This window comes from Okeania sp. KiyG1, from assembly GCF_014132355.1.
In the GTDB taxonomy this organism is placed as follows: domain Bacteria; phylum Cyanobacteriota; class Cyanobacteriia; order Cyanobacteriales; family Microcoleaceae; genus Okeania.
Genome location: NZ_BLZO01000180.1, coordinates 95904 through 111240 on the forward strand (window position 1 = coordinate 95904; position 15337 = coordinate 111240).

Here is a 15337-nt window from a genome sequence, read left to right on the forward strand (position 1 = left end):
GCCCCTACCAAAAGACTTCCATAAGCAAACCCTAATTATTTGACTTTCAAAGTCCGTAGACGATTGATCGCTGCTGCCAACTCAAAACGTCGGAACATAGCTAAATCTCCTTGGGGAAAAGGAACCAAAACATCCAAACCCTTAGATTCAATATCTGCCATAATAGCATCAACAACTTCTGACAATGTTCGATCGCCATCCATGTATTGTTTTTTAGCATAAACCATAGCTGCACCGATCGCCGTTAATTGGTCTTTACTCACTAACTGTTCGACACTAGAGAGGTCAACATCCTCGCTACCAAACACAACCTCATCAACATCTCGTACTTTTAAACGCACATCTCGTCGTCCCCGACTGGGGTCTAAACTTTCTGATAGTGGTATCCGCCCTCGAATTTCACCAAAATTTTCACCACCTTCAGAAGTACGACCAGTAACGTATTTTTCGGCAATCTCTTTAGCTTTTTCTGTAACTTCTTTAGCTTGGTAGTTTTCCATAGCAATAATTTTATCTGCCACTTCAAAATAATCACCACTACCACCCATCACCAAAATTGTTGACACTTGATAGTCAGTATATAACTGCCTTACCTTATCAATAAAAGGAGTGATCGGTTCCCCTTCTTTAGAAATAAGTTCTTGCATCCGGCGATCGCGAATCATAAAATTAGTTGCTGCCGTATCCTCATCTACTAACAATATGGGAGCAGTTGTAGCAACTTCTTCAGGTTTATCGTTTTTAATACCTATCTCCAAAGCTTCCATAATATTTGCAGCTTGAGAGGTACTACCACTAGCATTTTCAGTAGTAAATTGAGTAGTGGAACGCTCTTGAGGTAATTGATTAATAAACGGCGAAATATCTACACCTGCCACACTACGACCATCCTCTGCCCTAATTTTCACCGCTGTTGGATCTGTCACGACAAATTCACGTCCATCACCAGGAATGTGGTTATAAACCCCTAATTCAATAGCTTTGAGAAGGGTAGACTTACCGTGATAACCACCACCTACAATTAATGTAACCCCTTTAGAAATTCCCATGCCAGAAATTTTACCTTGATTCGGGCATTCAAACTCTACTTCCAAAGATGGAGGAGACTGAAATGGCACTACATTCTCAGAAGACAAAGGACGAGCGTCAACCCCGCTACGACGTGGTAACATTGCACCATTAGCAACAAAAGCAACCAGATTTTTTTCTACCAACTGCTTCCGCAAAAAATCTGCATCTTCTACAGTTTCTACATGACGACGACAAGCAGCAGCATCTAATTGTTCATATTTGAGACTCCGATGAACAATATACGGCATATCATCACACAACATTTCTGCTGCCTGTCTGCCTAGAATACGACGACCATTTGCAGGTAATCCAGCTATTAATCGTACTTCAACACCTTTTTGAGGATTGTTCTTTAATTTTATCGGTTTTCCTCTTTGTAAAGCGGGGTTTGACCCTGGAGAAACAACTTTAGGAGCTGGAGGGTCTATATTAGCCAAGTATACTGATGTTCGTTCCAGCACTTCCTGTCCCATTTTCGTAATTGCCACCATCCCACTTTTACCAGTGCCACGGCGTCCACTAACCTCATAAGCCATTCTGTCAAATTTACGAGTTAGGAAATCCCGTAGGGCAATTTCTCGAATTGGACTTTGATAAAGTTCTGGAGGAAAGGCAGCAACTGTATAAGGCACCTGCACCCGAAGTTTACTAGGAGCGCCAAAGGGGTCTCCCTGAATATAATCAATAATTAAGGTAAAGTCCGGAAATTCGTAACTACCTTGAATATCTCTGTAAGCTTTGTAGTTACAGTTGTCTAAGTCTAAAAGTTTCTGCCTCAGAGTTTGTTGATTAGTCATTTTTCAGGTATCAGGTGTCATTTCAGTTATCAGTTATCAGTTATCAGTTCCTCTGGCTGTTTGCTCCGCATTCCGCAGGAAAGTCAAAGGCTTGAAATACTGAAGTTTATTTTCTCTTAGTCCATTGCATATGGCAAGGTTTCCTCGCCATCCCTGGACCGCTTTTTCATCCCTCTTCAAGGGACAGGAGACCTTATTTTTTGGTCACTATCAAGATTTCTTGATACTCCCCGACCTAAAGGTGCGGGGATTCTTAAGCAATCCATCCATTGGATTCTTAAAGGCATTATCAAACTGCCTCTACTGACTCCTTTGAGAGAAAATTTCAAAGTTGTCGCTACTTTTTTGAGGATATTAGCTGCACCATTAATATCTGCATTAACTAATAAACCGCATTGAGTTTGATATAAACCTCGTTTAATTCGTTTACCAGATGCTTTCCAGCTTTTGGGTTTTTCACGCCCTAGTTGGCAGGAAGTCACCATCTAAAAAGCTAGCTTGCGAGGTGTACGATTCTTCGGTTTCAATAAACTTTACGCCGTACAATTTACATAACTGAGTAATCCGTTCTTTCAGTTTTGCTGTAGGAATTTGTACAAACTTTTGGTTGTTTTTGCTTCCGATGTCAATGCTATCTTTTTGTCGTTTGTTCCAACCAAAAACTATTCGACCAATGCCATGTTTTAAACAATGATTAATCACTAATCTTGCTGCTTTGTTAACAGCATCGCGCATTTGCCTGTTGCGTTTTTCCGTTATAAACGCTAATTTATTTGACCAAAACCCTTGAGGTTTTCCTTCTTTAATTGTCGCAATTTGTTTGTTGTACCATTGATTTTTTGACTTCAGATATTTACCATCAATAATGAAGCTTGCCCCGACATTGGAGACACAACTTAACCAATTATCAATCCCATGGTCAATGCCTAATACTTTGGCTTGATCTAACTGAGGTTGAGCAGCTTTTAACTCATAAACCCATTGGACATAAAAGCAACCGTTACGGGGTAGAATCCTCATTTCTCTGATTTCTTTAAACTCAAGATTACTGGGAAATTCTAAGAAAAAACTATCAACTTTAAATGCTGCTTTCACCTTTCTTACCAAAGGTATTTTTACTTTCCCCTTTTCAAGTTTTAAAGCTTGTTTGGGATAAGTTATAACTCCCATCCCTCCTTTTTTACGGTATTTAGGCAATTGAGGCTTATTGGTTAATTCTCCTTTTTTGTATTTATTAGAAAGTTCTTTATAGGACTTAAATGCTTCTGCTACTTTCCTAAGAGTTTGTTGTGCTGCTTGAGAATACAAAAACTGATAATTACTATGGGACTTTAGCTTTTTTTCTAAGTCGTATTTTCCTGTGATATACCCCAATTTAAAATACCATTGTCTAGCTAAATAAATCCCGCAATTAATAAGTTTATTTGCTGTGATACATAAATATTCTAAAAATGGGACATTGTCTGGACTTTTAATTAACTCTTGTTGACATCCATACATCTTGATCACCTCCATATTATTATGATCACATTAAAGAATAAATGCCGGACAACTTTTTAAGGTGTTAAAATTCCTCGCTCGTTTTTCATCTATGCTTTAAAAAGACATGGCTTTCAAACTCTCGTCCTTTTTGATAATTTAGATTTTGTATTTGATGATCGATCTTTATAGATTAGAACATATATTTAATCAGTAACCAAAAACTTTACACTAAAATTTGTAATTATGGTCTAATGATAACTATTATTTTCCAAAATTTATAATTTTATCCAAACCTTTAAGGATACTCTTGCTCAACTATAATGTCAACCCTGAAAATCAGAAAAATAAAGATAAGAAATATTTTACTACTGAGTATAATCGGACAAAGTCGTTAAATTTAGTTATACTGAAAGTAAGATAAAAACTTGGGTATCAGACAAACAACGAGTCCAACTATCTAAATGAACAGCAAAAATGATGGAGCAATTCATTGGTCAAGTTTTAGGCGATCGCTATCGTATACAATCTGTACTTGGCGGTCAAATTAGTCCTAGAACTTTTCTTGCTAAAGATTTACAAACAGATTCATTAGTTGTGGTTAAGTTGTTGCTATTTAGCCTCGACTTAACTTGGGAAAATCTGAAATTGTTTGAGCGGGAAGCTGAGGTGCTGAAATTTCTTGAACATCCCTCTATTCCTCAATACCTGGATTACTTTGATGTGGAGATGGAGTTAGGAAAAGGTTTTGCCTTAGTTCAAACTTATATTGAGGCTAAATCATTGTCTGATTGGATACAATTTGGTCGTACCTTTAGCAAAGTCGATATCAAAGCGATCGCCAAAGAGCTATTAAAAATTTTGGTAGTCCTGCATAGTAATGGTAAAATCTAAATCAAAATTGAATTTTCTAGCTATGCACTGTCCTAAATGCCAATCTACTAAAATCATTAAATATGGACATACTCACTACGGTAAGCTTCGGTTTCGTTGCCTAGATTGTGGACGACAATTTGTCGAGAATCCTAGCACAGATCCTATTGATCAGGCAACAAGAGCAATGATTGATAAAATGTTGTTAGAGCGATTAGCATTGGCTGCGATCGCCTGCGGGACGCTACGCGATCGCAATAATTACAGGTGTTTCAGAAAGATGGTTACAGATGTATGTTAATAGTAAAGTAAAGCAAGTTTTCTTTCTTGTTCTTCAGAAATTGTAATTTTACCTGCATTATTCAAACTTTGATAGCGTTCCATTGCAACACTCAATATTAAATGCCCAAATTGTTTGGGTTCACTTAATATTTTTTCCAAAAAAGAAGACCAGATTGATTGCTCATCATCATTAATAGCAATTTTTTTAATAAATTCACTCCATTCTTGTTCTTCTGCTTCACTATTAGCATTAATAAGCCAGTTTAAAAGCTGTTGTTGTTCTTCAATATTTTCAATGGAATAATCAGAATACCTTAACAAAGTAATTCCTATAGGATAATAACTACTATCGTATTCTTGAAATACTCTTTTTCCTATGCTGGGAGACAAAGAAATATCAGATAATAGTTCTGTTAAGTTTCTTGATATATGCGAATAACTTTCCTTTGTATCTAATATTGCTTTCCAAATAACTGCCCCTTTCAAAAACAAGTCTCTATCCTCACTTTCGAGTAATGCTTTTAAAATCTTAATATTTTCTTCATTTAATAAATGTTCAATTTCAAATATAAAAGCAATTGGACTAATTGAATAATTGTTAATAGATATACTATTAATTGCTTTGAGCAAACTTGTATCAGACTCAGTATACTCAATTAGCTTTAAACCTAGACCAAAAATCAACTTGCTATCATCTTCTTCGTTTATAAACTTTGGAACGCTCATAACTCGATCAAAGAAATCAACTATTCTTTCGACATCATCTTTTTCTAAAGACCATTTAAAGTCAGACGAAGTTAAAATATGTAATATCTTTTAAATTCATCAAAGTCCAAATTTTTATCTTTGTCGTCTGGCATTATTTTAGATAAAAGCTTTTTATCTAAAACTATATATTTATCCTTGTTTTTGTAAATTACAGCAAATATAAAATTATCAATTAATTTTTCTAACTCTATTCCCATTTGATTAGCAAGAGGAATAAGATTTGAAAAAAATCATATACACCAATTTCATAAGAAATAGATTTAAGAAAATTAGCTATTTTCTCTTTTTCTAAGAATTTAAGACTATTATCAATAGTACTTTCTATTTGTTCGGCAATCTCTACTTGCTTTTCATATCTTAAAAAAGGGAGTAGTTTATCGAATGCCTCTTTTTCTTGATTAATTTGTAATCTACTTGCGAATAAAAATAGAGGTGGATTAGACAAAAAACTATCTAATAAATTTCTTTGATCGACTAAATTCTCAATTTGAACATGAGACAAGCAATTTAATAGATCGTAAATATATTTTTCTTTGTTGGGGTTGAGTAATAATAGTAACTGTTGTGATAGAAGTTTTACTGTAGGGAATAACTCTTGATATTGCAATAAATACTCAATTTGATTCTGCAATTTTTCTTTCCTTGAACCTAATTTATCAAGGAAATCAAGTCGCGTATCGTAAATAAAAATTTTATCGTATTGTTGATCATCTATCGTTAGATCAATTTTCTTAGTTCTTGATATTAAAGGATAGCTCTGAGAACTTCTATTATTTGCTAGCTGGTAAATTACATATTTCAATAATATGCAAATAATTAGTTGTTCCCCAATTGAATAAGCTTTTTTCTCACCAATTTCTGCAATCAACAAAGATAAAGAATCCTTATTTACACCCCGATAATATAGAGGATGTATACTTCTAGGTGAAATTCTTTTGAGTAAATTAACTAATCGACTATCATTTGATAATTCTTCTTGATTTAATACTTTTTAAAATATTCAAAATCTTCAAAACAGATATTTTCAAATTTTGCTTCAAAATAATCAAAGTGTTTTTTAGTTTCTTTGCTATCCAGGTAGGATATGACTTATATTTAATAGCTAAATTTAGTGCTGAATTTATTAATGCTTCTTTTTTTGGCTCTTCAAGTATAGTATCTAGTTTATTAATAAAGAAATCATTTGCACCAAAGTATTTTCTATAAATAGATAAACCAGAAATCAAGCAAGATTCCGGTAAAAGGCGTAGTTTTTCTTCTAATACTGGACAAAGAATTTTTCGTTTTTCTTCTTTCGTTAATCTACCAGTTAATGTTGTTAGTTGAGCATTTTGTTCCCAAGTTAAACCCGCTTCTAAAACCTTTAATCCGTCATCTACAGCAGAATACTGTAAATTAGCCTCATCACTTAATGCTCCATCAGCAGCAATTTGTAAAGCCAACCACGCACCAGGTTTTAAATAGCGATTTACTCCTTTTCTATCTATAGAACGCCATACCTCAGTTAGTTGAATAACTTCTCCAGAAAAATTACGAGCAATTCTACCAGCAGCAAACAAAGCAACATTACGCCAGTGTTCGTAAGGAGCGATCGCAGTTAGTCTATCAAAACGTTGCTTCGTGTCTTTAGCTTCTTGAACTAAATATATAGCTGCAAAAAATTCTTGAAAAGAACGAAGATCAAAACCGTAAAAACCAGCCTCTTTTTGAACTATTAAAACTAATCTTTCTCCCACCTCCCTAACCAGACTATTCATTTCTTGAGTAATTTCTACTGCGGAGGTGCAATTACCTTTTTTCCATTGATAAAATTAGTAACTAAGTCTTTAAATTCACTTTCTGACAATAAAGATTTAATATTTTTCTTAATAGCGCGACGATGTATAGAGTACCCTAAAACACTATGTAAACTGAGCAAGAAACTTTCATTACTTTTAATAATAGCTTTACCACCATCCTTACTTTCTTCCCTTCTAAAAATTGTTAACCAATATTCATTAAATAAATCTTCTCTTTGTGAAGGAGGTCTTCTGCCACTTTTTATAATTATTAGAATAATAGTTACTTGTAAAGGAGTTGTTAATAACCCTTGAATATGATTATCGTCTTGACAATCTTGGAGTATGTTTAAGGTTTTAGAACTTTCTTCATCAGTTAATCTTTTAGCTTCTACCCACTTTTGAGCATATTCTGTAACTTTTTCTTGGCTGAGAAATTCTAATTCTAGATGTATAAATTGTTCTGGATCGAAGTAGTTATCATATCCGTTAGGACGAGAAGTTGCTACTACTGCTACATTGCTTTTTGTTGAAAATTCTCGCTCTGCTAGGAAGTCTTCAATCTTCTTAAGCATTTGCTTTTTTAACTTTGGTTCAACTACTTCATCAAGTCCATCTAGCAGCAATAAACAATCTCGTTTACTAAATATCTCTTGTATATCTTGAGGACGAATATCACCTGGATGTTTAGCTAACTTACCTACTTTTTCTGCAAGATAAGAATCTAGGGCATCAATTTCAGGTTCATCTGCTAGCCATTGAGCAAAGTCTTTAAGAACTATCTGGAAAGGAATACGAACTATTTTAGGCTGAAATCGATCATCGTAGTCTTCCTTTATCAGTTTTGCACGGTGTATTTGAGCAAGCTGTTGAGCACAAGTTGATTTTCCTTGTCCTGGGCCTCCGATGATAACAATATTAGGATGCAACTCTTGTAACAGACATTCCATTACTGATAATGTTCTTGAATCATCGTAGAAAAAATCTGCTTCACTTATTCCCTCAGAAATTTCTTCATTAACTTGTTGTATTTTGTTGATTCTGTTACGAAAATTTCTATAAATTTCTTTTGTTTTTCGACTCCTTGTCGTAAACTAACATCCAAATCTATAAATACATTATTCAGATAAGTTTCTTGCTCTGAATCTCTTTCTCCTGCTTGATCTAATTTAGCTACCCGTTCATCGCGATAACACTGTCCTAGATACAAATTTAGAATTCTATGTAATTCAGAATTAAGCGCAACGCTTTCTGTTGAATCAGACTGACTTTGATAATTTGAAACATTTTTAAGTAATTCAAGAATTGTGCGAACTCCGTCACGAAGCTCATCTAGGGTTTTGAGTTGTTCCAAACTTTTTATAATTTCTTGTATTCTTCTATCCTGATAAATTTGAGATGGTTTGAGAGTTAAAGGTAATACTTTCTGGTAAAAGACTTTTCTAAAATCTTCTATTTCTCCTCGTATATATTCTGTTGTATCTTGTTGATTATTAGCAGCCAGCTTTTGAATTTGTTCTCCTAATGTATTCCAATCCAGCAATTCCCAATTAACTGATTCTTCAATAGCTTCTTCTAAACGTGCTGGATTATTTTCTCTAAACTCACATCGAAAAGCATCTTGAATCTCTGTCTGTTCAAATAACTTGAGTAGTGCTTCTTCTTTGCCGACACCATACTCCACCAGCGTATAAGCATATACAACTGGAAAGTTATCAGGAAGATTTTCATGCTTGAGATTAAATTTCTCTCTTAATTGAATGACTACATCATTGCGTTCAAATAATTTACTAGCAATGGGATTTGCTGCACTTGCGATCATTCTAATCAAGTCAGGAGGAAGTGTCATAATACAGTTTTATATTGTGGATATATTGTTATTTGTATTAAATCAACCCATAATTTTGACAACTATTTAATTGATTTAGGGGTAGTCTTGCATAGTAGTAATCAAGTACAAATTGTGAAATTATAGTGATGTACGAAGTTCCAGATTGCTCCAATGTGATTACTTAATTTTTTGGAAAACGATAATGATTTTAGTAGATTGGAATTTAGGACAGTGCATAGCCAGAAAATTCAATTTTGATTTAGATTTTACCATTACTATGCAGGACTACCAAAATTTTAGATTACCTGCATAGTCGCCAACCACCTGTTATTCATCGGGATATTAAACCCAGTAATATTTTATTAACTGACCGCAGTGGTCATAGTACTAGGCAAATTTATCTGATCGATTTGGGTTCAGTTCAAGCAGCAGTACACGGTGGAACTCGGATAACTGTAGGCACTTATGGCTATAGATCTCCCGAACAATTTGAGGGAAAAGATGAAGAATGCTTAGAGGTCGTACTCCCATCACAAGGGAACAAGTATGTTGACATCCTCCCGACGCTGACCTGCACCTGCAGCGCGGGATTCCCATCCATCATTCAAACAGACGCTCGCTGACCAAATGACTCAGGGCGGGTTGACACCTCACTGGAAAATGCTGGCAAAACCAGTAAGCACGCTTCCTCCGTGTCCGTTTATCGTCTCCGAGTGCCCCTCGGCGACTTGATTGAACAGTTACAGTAGTCTTAACCTTGGTTTTTAGTTAAGCAATATTTGTAAGTTAACAGATTATCTGTAAAACCGCAAGATTGATTGGCATTCATCCCGACGCTCCCCTGCGGGAGAGCGCGGGTATAAATGCCAACATTTTGATAAAGCATCCACCTTCTTGGTGAACTATACCCATCGCGAGCAAGATGCTCGCACTGGGAAGATTTAATTTTTAATATCTGTACTTCATATACTTGGAATTTGCTGTAATTGCTAACCAACAACTTCCAACTTTTTCAATTCCTAGTAATTTCCAGAATACCTTTGTCACCATCAAGATTAGCTTCTACTCCCACAGGTAAAGCAGCATTAGGACCATCGTGGCCAAAAGGAAGCTCGGAAACAATGGGAATGTTTAAATCGGACAGGCGATCGCGCAATACATCCTCAACAGTGAATTCTGTATTATTCATAAGGCCAGGGGAACACTGACTAAACCGCCCCAGAGCAATACCATTCACCTGCTGTAAAATCCCAGCCATTCGCCAGTGGGTCAAAATTCGGTCGATACGGTAAGGAGCTTCGTTCACATCTTCTAAAGCTAAAATTGTCCCAGTCAAATCTGGCTGATACTTAGTGCCTAATAAATGACCAGCTACAGTCAAATTTGCAGGCATTAAATAGCCCTTGGCTTGACCTCCACCCCAACCATTGCCTTCTAAAGGTTCTAGGGAACGACCCTCTACCAAGTCAAATAGTCGTTGAATTGACCACTCTGGTTCGGCAGCTAAAGTAGTTAATAATGGACCATGAACGCAGGAAAAATTGCTAATTTTACAAAAAGTCCACAGCAGGGCAGTAATATCAGAAAAACCAATCAACCATTTAGGGATAGGCAATGAAAAATCATTTAGGTTTGGCCAGTTTTCGAGTAAGCGAGTCGTACCATAACCACCCCTAGAACAGAGAAGACCAGGATAATTTTCATTACTCATTGCTGCTACTAATTGAGTGAAGCGACTTTCGTCTGTACCTGCTAAATAACCCCATTCCTCATCATAGCCTGGTGTTAATTCTACTTGGTAGTCGCGCGATCGCCAAATTTCTACTCCCTTTTCAAAAGCATCTAATTCTCGCAAACAACCACTTGGTGAAATAACTTGTAGTAAGTCACCTGGTTTTAACCAATTTTGATTTAGCATATTATTATTAGAATTCAGTCAGGGAATAGGGAATAGGGAACAAGGATAAATAATATCATATCCGTTCGGACGCGTTTGTGTACACCCAAGGGTGAATATATGAATATATCAGGACTTACGCAAATCAACCTTAAAAACGCCATATGTAGGGGCGCCATTCGGAGCTTTGCGTTAGCAAATGGCATTCGCCCTCACTGAATTTAGTGTTCGTGCGTAAGTCCTGTATATATAGGAAATTTGGCGTTGCTGATTCTGGGTATGATGCAAGCCCCCCTAGCCCCCCAATGCGTGGCAGGGCTAATTCATTGTCGCCAGAGAAAAATATTGAGGAGTACAATGATTGTTGTCAAGTATTGAGTTAAGCTAACTATTCTCAATATTAGGGCTTAGATAGAAATGAACTTATTACAAATATTGGCCCAATTACCAGATTTTCGAGCTGCTAGAGGGAGACGTTATCCATTATGGTTAGTATTACTGTTAGTAATTATGGGTACAATGAGCGGTTGTTTCTCCTATTGTGCCCTAGAAGATTTTGCTCGTCGTCATCATCTGGCATTACAGCAACAACTAGAGCTATCGCCTTTGAGTTTTCCAACTGAAGTCTACATTTCGGCGAATTATGACCAGAATTGATTTTGCTCAATTAGCTCAAGTATTCAATCAATGGGCTCAACACCAAATAACAATTCAAGAGGCCGAATGGTTAGCAGTGGACGGTAAGAGTATTAGGTCTACTGTCAGTGACTGTTATGGTTCTTACCAAGACTTTGTCAATGTTGTTTCTGTGTTCAGTAATTGTCAAGGAGTACCTGTAGCCATAGAACAATTTCACGTGGGAAGAAAGTAGTGAAATTGCTGTTGTCCAAGCCATATTGGCTAGTTTAAACCTTGAAGGAGTAGTTTTTAGTTGCGATGCTTTACATTGTCAAAAAAAACCGTCAAGTTAATCATTGACAGAGGTAACCATTACACAATAGCAGTCAAGGGTAATCAAAAAAAACTGTACCAGCAAGTACAACTAACAACTGAACAAACACAACCAAGTAGTGTTGATATATCAGAAGATAGATCTAGAAATCGTGTGGTTTGTAGAACAGTGTCTGTGTTTAATAATCTGTTGGGAATTAGCTCTGAGTGGGAAGGAATTAAGTCTGTGATTAGAGTTGAGCGTCAGGGTACACGAGCAAGTGTTGACTATTATCAAACAGCTTACTACATTAGCAGTCTGAAATTAAGTGCAGCAGAATTTGCAGTAGGAATTCAGGGACATTGGGGAATTGAGAATCGACTACATTGGGTTAAAGATGTAGTGTTTCGAGAGGACACAAGTCTAATTCGGCACTCTCAAGCTGCTGCTAATTTTTCTGTGATTCGTCAGTTGGCGATCGCTATCTGTCGCCTTCATGGTTATTCTTCCCTCACTACTGCGATTCGTACCATTGCTCACGATTTGGAGCAGATTTTTCTGATGATTATAAATCTAGAACTGTAGTCATTGAGAATTGAAATTGGCCCATACACAGAACCTCACTCCCCCCTAGTTTTCGATTTCAATAGTTCTGGTATTGGCGATCGCGACTGATATTAGCGATCGCGACTGAGTCTGTGACATAAATTTTTCCTGTATAAGTATGATAATTTAGGGAAAAGACTATGAAATACTTGACAATATGGCCAAACTTGTACTCCTCAATATTTTTCTCTGGCGACAATGAATTAGCCCTGCCCAATGCGTGGGGGGAATAAAACTCTAAAAGTCCCCCTTAATCCCCCTCCTGTCCCCCTTGGAATCCCCCTCCCGTCCCCCTTGAAAAGGGGGAAGCCAGATGTTGCTTCGCTTTTTGTTGAATGGGAAGCCAGAGGATGCTTCGCTTTTTGTTGAAAGGGGGATGCGCGGGGGCGAAGGCGAGAACCAAACAATCGCGCATTCATACTTCAATTCAGCAACGCCGGAAATTTAAGTTTTTTTCTTGCTGTTAATTTAAGCCTTCTTCCGTCTTCCGTCTTCCGTCTTCCTTCTTCCTTCTTCCTTCTTCCTTCTCCTATACAACTCTATTCACAACTAAAATATTACGATTTCTGTCACCCACTCGTTTATACATAAACTTATCGACACTGTCTTTTGCTAAATATACTCCTAATCCACCCATAGGCCGTTTTTCTAAGGCTTGTTGTAAAGTTTCTTCTGTTACCATTTCTGCTTGAGTAGGGTCGTAAGGTATGGCTGTATCCTCAATATAAACAGTTAAATTTTGCTCATTTATTTCTGCTTGTATAGAAATATCTCCTGCTAAACCAGCTTCATCATAGCCATGAGTAATAATATTTGTTGCTATTTCATCTACTGCTAAACGTAATTTATATGATGCTTTTTTTTCTAAACCAGCTTCTTTTCCTGCCGACATAATATACTGACCAATTTTCCCTAAAGAGTCTAGGCTACCTGACACAATTAAAGGTTCCATAATGCTCCTTTTTTAGTTAGTTTTTAGTAATAGTTTTCATTAATTTCTACGCACCGCTAACATTGTAATATCATCAAATTGTGGCGCATCATCCATATAATTAAATAAATTATCTTTAATGCGTTCCATCAATTCTGAAGCAGAATTAGCAGGATTTCCTACTATTTCTTTTAGCTTATTATCTGTAAATAACTTTCCATCGGGAGATTTTGCCTCAGTTACTCCATCAGTATAACCTATTAATATATCTCCCCTTTCTAGCTTAACCTGCTGAATTCCAAACTGCATATTTGGCATCATTCCTACCGCAGGACCGGTAGAATTTAATAGTTGTTTTATTATACCATCTTGATTAACAATAAATAGCGGTTCATGTCCTCCATTAATATAACTGAGTATACCTGTCTTCGGATCTAGCATCCCAAAAAATAATGTGGCAAACATACTCATTTGCCAATGTTTTTCTGCAACGTAGTTGTTTGTGAGACGAACAGCTTGAAGAGCATTCAGGTGAGCTAAGTTAGTTGCATTTGACTCGCCTATCCAATCACCATTAACAGGTTTATGTGCTTGAAGTATGGGAGCTGCAGTTCCTTGGAATTGAATTTCCCCAGAAAAAATACGAATTAGGCTGCGGAATAGAGCCATAAATAATGCAGCCCCTACTCCCTTATCACAAACATCTGCAATTACTAATCCTATTTGATTGTTATCAAATGTGAAAGCATCGTAAAAATCTCCTGCCACTTGCTTTGCTGGATGAAAACAAGCAACTATTTCCCAATCATCCAACTTAGGGAGATCGTAGGGAAGAAAGTCTATTTGAATCTGTCTACCCTTTTCTAATTCATTGTCTAGAGCTTTGGAATAAGTATCTAGTTGCCCATAAAGTCTAGCATTTTCTAATACCAACCCTATTTGTTCCGCTATAGTTTGCATTAACTCTGCCATTCTCGAAGTAAAATGATTTGTTTGAGAATGCAGCAAGGTAATGATTCCAAGCAACTCTTTTTTGCCATTGATAATTGGAACACCCAATGCTGAACGAACTATATAAGGTTGATCTGGTAAAGTCAGCCAGCGTTCGTCTTGTTCGGTATCTGTAATTAATCCTAGCTCAAGATTGCGACTTACCCAACCTGCTAACCCTTTATCTAAAACATTACCAATTAATTTAGCACGTTGTTTGGGAGTTACTTCAGAGCGAGTCAGAATAGCATCTATAATTTTTCCGGATGCAGGGTCTAGTAAAAATAAACTTCCTTTTTCCGCATTATTACAGGATACGTCAGCACAAACGTCTAAAGTTTTTTGTAAAGCTCCTCTAATAATTCCTCCTGGTGAGGAATGACACCCTGTTGTGACTTCTATCAGTACTTTTTGAGCGAGTCGGAAAGCCACCATTTCATCCTGGAGTTTAGTTATCTCCTGACGTAGTGAGTCTATTTCTGCTCTCAAGTTTTCTTCTGTAGATACCATTGTTTATAATATTCTTAGCCTTATTTTTAGGTAGTCCTGCATAGTAATTGTATACAGGAAAAAGGAATATATGGTACGGGAGCAAGATGCTCCCACTGCCGTGCTTCGTAAAAAATAATGACAATGCACCACCACCTATTTTTATATAGCTAGTTACTAATAGACATCTCCAATAATAAAAAATCGGCGTTGGTAAAGCGCGTGTATGATATAAATCTTAATTACTTAGGAGTCAGGTAGTAGGGGCGAACGGCCGTTCGCCCGTACAGAAGTCAGGAGGGAAGAAAGAAGAAGAAAGAGGAATAGAAGGAGACAGTTTTTCGGGGAGCGTAAAGGTCACGGAGTTCTATAGCGCTCTTATCCAGACTATCATACCTCAAATTACCAACGCCAAAAAATCAAATCAATGATCGTGCAGAAATTATCAATTCTTTCCCCGTACTGCTTACTGCTTCTTTTCTGGAGATGTCTAATGAGTGAGAACTGACACCCTTTCTTAGAAACCTACAACTATCTGTAAAAAATCTATGATTTTCTATATAGTCTTTTGCTGGTTTAATACCCCACGGTCAACGGGAGTGCTTAAAATTGTT

At 36.6% G+C, this 15337-nt stretch carries 20 protein-coding genes and 1 pseudogene; 6 read left to right on the forward strand and 15 right to left on the reverse strand.

All coding sequences use genetic code 11. The features are described from left to right. Window positions 1-35: 35 nt before the first annotated feature. The 3 genes from SAGCYANO_RS39535 to SAGCYANO_RS39540 all read right to left on the reverse strand — a co-directional run bounded on the left by SAGCYANO_RS39535 (window position 36) and on the right by SAGCYANO_RS39540 (window position 3368). Window positions 36-1868 carry an ABC-ATPase domain-containing protein gene (locus tag SAGCYANO_RS39535; RefSeq protein ID WP_202225023.1) on the reverse strand — a complete coding sequence of 611 codons (1833 nt, stop codon included), beginning with the start codon at window positions 1866-1868 and terminating at the stop codon, window positions 36-38. Window positions 1869-2044: 176 nt separating this feature from the next. Beyond that, on the reverse strand, window positions 2045-2353 hold the full coding sequence (locus tag SAGCYANO_RS46775) for a hypothetical protein (protein ID WP_237397134.1): 309 nt from the start codon (window positions 2351-2353) through the stop codon (window positions 2045-2047). After that, the gene (locus tag SAGCYANO_RS39540) at window positions 2325-3368 is read right to left on the reverse strand and encodes an RNA-guided endonuclease TnpB family protein (RefSeq protein ID WP_237397135.1); all 1044 of its coding nucleotides are present in this window, start codon (window positions 3366-3368) and stop codon (window positions 2325-2327) included. Before SAGCYANO_RS39540 ends, SAGCYANO_RS46775 begins: the two co-directional genes overlap by 29 nt. Window positions 3369-3824: 456 nt before the next feature. On the opposite strand from SAGCYANO_RS39540, the gene SAGCYANO_RS39545 reads away from it, so the two are divergent. After that, window positions 3825-4241 carry a hypothetical protein gene (locus SAGCYANO_RS39545; protein ID WP_237397136.1) on the forward strand — a complete coding sequence of 139 codons (417 nt, stop codon included), beginning with the start codon at window positions 3825-3827 and terminating at the stop codon, window positions 4239-4241. Next, window positions 4228-4521, forward strand: coding sequence for an IS1 family transposase (locus SAGCYANO_RS39550; protein WP_202225024.1), 294 nt, complete (start codon window positions 4228-4230; stop codon window positions 4519-4521). Before SAGCYANO_RS39545 ends, SAGCYANO_RS39550 begins: the two co-directional genes overlap by 14 nt. Here the strand turns inward: SAGCYANO_RS39550 and SAGCYANO_RS39555 are convergent. From SAGCYANO_RS39555 to SAGCYANO_RS51120, 7 genes and pseudogenes are all read right to left on the reverse strand, one after another. Continuing rightward, entirely contained in the window at window positions 4518-5228 is a 711-nt protein-coding gene (locus SAGCYANO_RS39555; RefSeq protein WP_202225025.1) for a hypothetical protein, read from the reverse strand. The genes SAGCYANO_RS39550 and SAGCYANO_RS39555 overlap by 4 nt on opposite strands. 71 nt (window positions 5229-5299) lie before the next feature. Next, window positions 5300-5467 (reverse strand): hypothetical protein, encoded by a 168-nt coding sequence (locus SAGCYANO_RS39560; RefSeq protein WP_202225026.1) that lies wholly within the window; start codon window positions 5465-5467, stop codon window positions 5300-5302. After that, entirely contained in the window at window positions 5458-6141 is a 684-nt protein-coding gene (locus SAGCYANO_RS39565) for a hypothetical protein (protein WP_202225027.1), read from the reverse strand. Before SAGCYANO_RS39565 ends, SAGCYANO_RS39560 begins: the two co-directional genes overlap by 10 nt. 88 nt (window positions 6142-6229) lie before the next feature. Next, window positions 6230-7027, reverse strand: a complete 798-nt coding sequence (locus SAGCYANO_RS39570; protein WP_202225028.1) for a hypothetical protein — start codon at window positions 7025-7027, stop codon at window positions 6230-6232. 14 nt (window positions 7028-7041) lie between these two features. Continuing rightward, window positions 7042-7998, reverse strand: a complete 957-nt coding sequence (locus SAGCYANO_RS39575; protein ID WP_202225029.1) for an NACHT domain-containing NTPase — start codon at window positions 7996-7998, stop codon at window positions 7042-7044. Between the two features lie 44 nt (window positions 7999-8042). Then, window positions 8043-8897 carry a hypothetical protein gene (locus SAGCYANO_RS39580; RefSeq protein ID WP_202225030.1) on the reverse strand — a complete coding sequence of 285 codons (855 nt, stop codon included), beginning with the start codon at window positions 8895-8897 and terminating at the stop codon, window positions 8043-8045. 101 nt (window positions 8898-8998) lie between these two features. Then, a pseudogene (locus SAGCYANO_RS51120) lies at window positions 8999-9088 on the reverse strand (IS1 family transposase); the annotation flags it as partial. A gap of 84 nt (window positions 9089-9172) precedes the next feature. On the opposite strand from SAGCYANO_RS51120, the gene SAGCYANO_RS51125 reads away from it, so the two are divergent. Then, window positions 9173-9502 carry a hypothetical protein gene (locus SAGCYANO_RS51125; RefSeq protein ID WP_375340085.1) on the forward strand — a complete coding sequence of 110 codons (330 nt, stop codon included), beginning with the start codon at window positions 9173-9175 and terminating at the stop codon, window positions 9500-9502. Between the two features lie 128 nt (window positions 9503-9630). On the opposite strand, the gene SAGCYANO_RS39590 is transcribed toward SAGCYANO_RS51125, so the two are convergent. Both SAGCYANO_RS39590 and SAGCYANO_RS39595 read right to left on the reverse strand, forming a co-directional pair. Then, window positions 9631-9876, reverse strand: coding sequence for a hypothetical protein (locus SAGCYANO_RS39590; RefSeq protein WP_202225031.1), 246 nt, complete (start codon window positions 9874-9876; stop codon window positions 9631-9633). A 15-nt stretch (window positions 9877-9891) separates the two neighbouring features. Then, entirely contained in the window at window positions 9892-10797 is a 906-nt protein-coding gene (locus SAGCYANO_RS39595) for an LD-carboxypeptidase (RefSeq protein WP_202225032.1), read from the reverse strand. 396 nt (window positions 10798-11193) lie between these two features. On the opposite strand from SAGCYANO_RS39595, the gene SAGCYANO_RS39600 reads away from it, so the two are divergent. From SAGCYANO_RS39600 to SAGCYANO_RS39610, 3 genes are all read left to right on the forward strand, one after another. Then, entirely contained in the window at window positions 11194-11433 is a 240-nt protein-coding gene (locus tag SAGCYANO_RS39600; protein ID WP_202219316.1) for a transposase family protein, read from the forward strand. Further along, a complete protein-coding gene (locus tag SAGCYANO_RS39605; protein WP_202219317.1) occupies window positions 11420-11647 on the forward strand; it encodes a hypothetical protein in 228 nt (75 codons plus the stop codon). The genes SAGCYANO_RS39600 and SAGCYANO_RS39605 overlap by 14 nt, the downstream gene beginning before the upstream one ends. Window positions 11648-11722: 75 nt before the next feature. Then, entirely contained in the window at window positions 11723-12292 is a 570-nt protein-coding gene (locus SAGCYANO_RS39610) for an ISAs1 family transposase (protein ID WP_202220848.1), read from the forward strand. Window positions 12293-12350: 58 nt separating this feature from the next. On the opposite strand, the gene SAGCYANO_RS39615 is transcribed toward SAGCYANO_RS39610, so the two are convergent. The 3 genes from SAGCYANO_RS39615 to SAGCYANO_RS39625 all read right to left on the reverse strand — a co-directional run bounded on the left by SAGCYANO_RS39615 (window position 12351) and on the right by SAGCYANO_RS39625 (window position 14744). Continuing rightward, on the reverse strand, window positions 12351-12512 hold the full coding sequence (locus SAGCYANO_RS39615; RefSeq protein WP_202225033.1) for a hypothetical protein: 162 nt from the start codon (window positions 12510-12512) through the stop codon (window positions 12351-12353). Between the two features lie 330 nt (window positions 12513-12842). After that, window positions 12843-13265 carry an ATP-binding protein gene (locus SAGCYANO_RS39620; protein ID WP_202225034.1) on the reverse strand — a complete coding sequence of 141 codons (423 nt, stop codon included), beginning with the start codon at window positions 13263-13265 and terminating at the stop codon, window positions 12843-12845. A 39-nt stretch (window positions 13266-13304) separates the two neighbouring features. After that, window positions 13305-14744: a PP2C family protein-serine/threonine phosphatase gene (locus tag SAGCYANO_RS39625; protein WP_202225035.1), complete on the reverse strand. Its 1440-nt coding sequence runs from the start codon at window positions 14742-14744 to the stop codon at window positions 13305-13307. Window positions 14745-15337 lie beyond the last annotated feature (593 nt).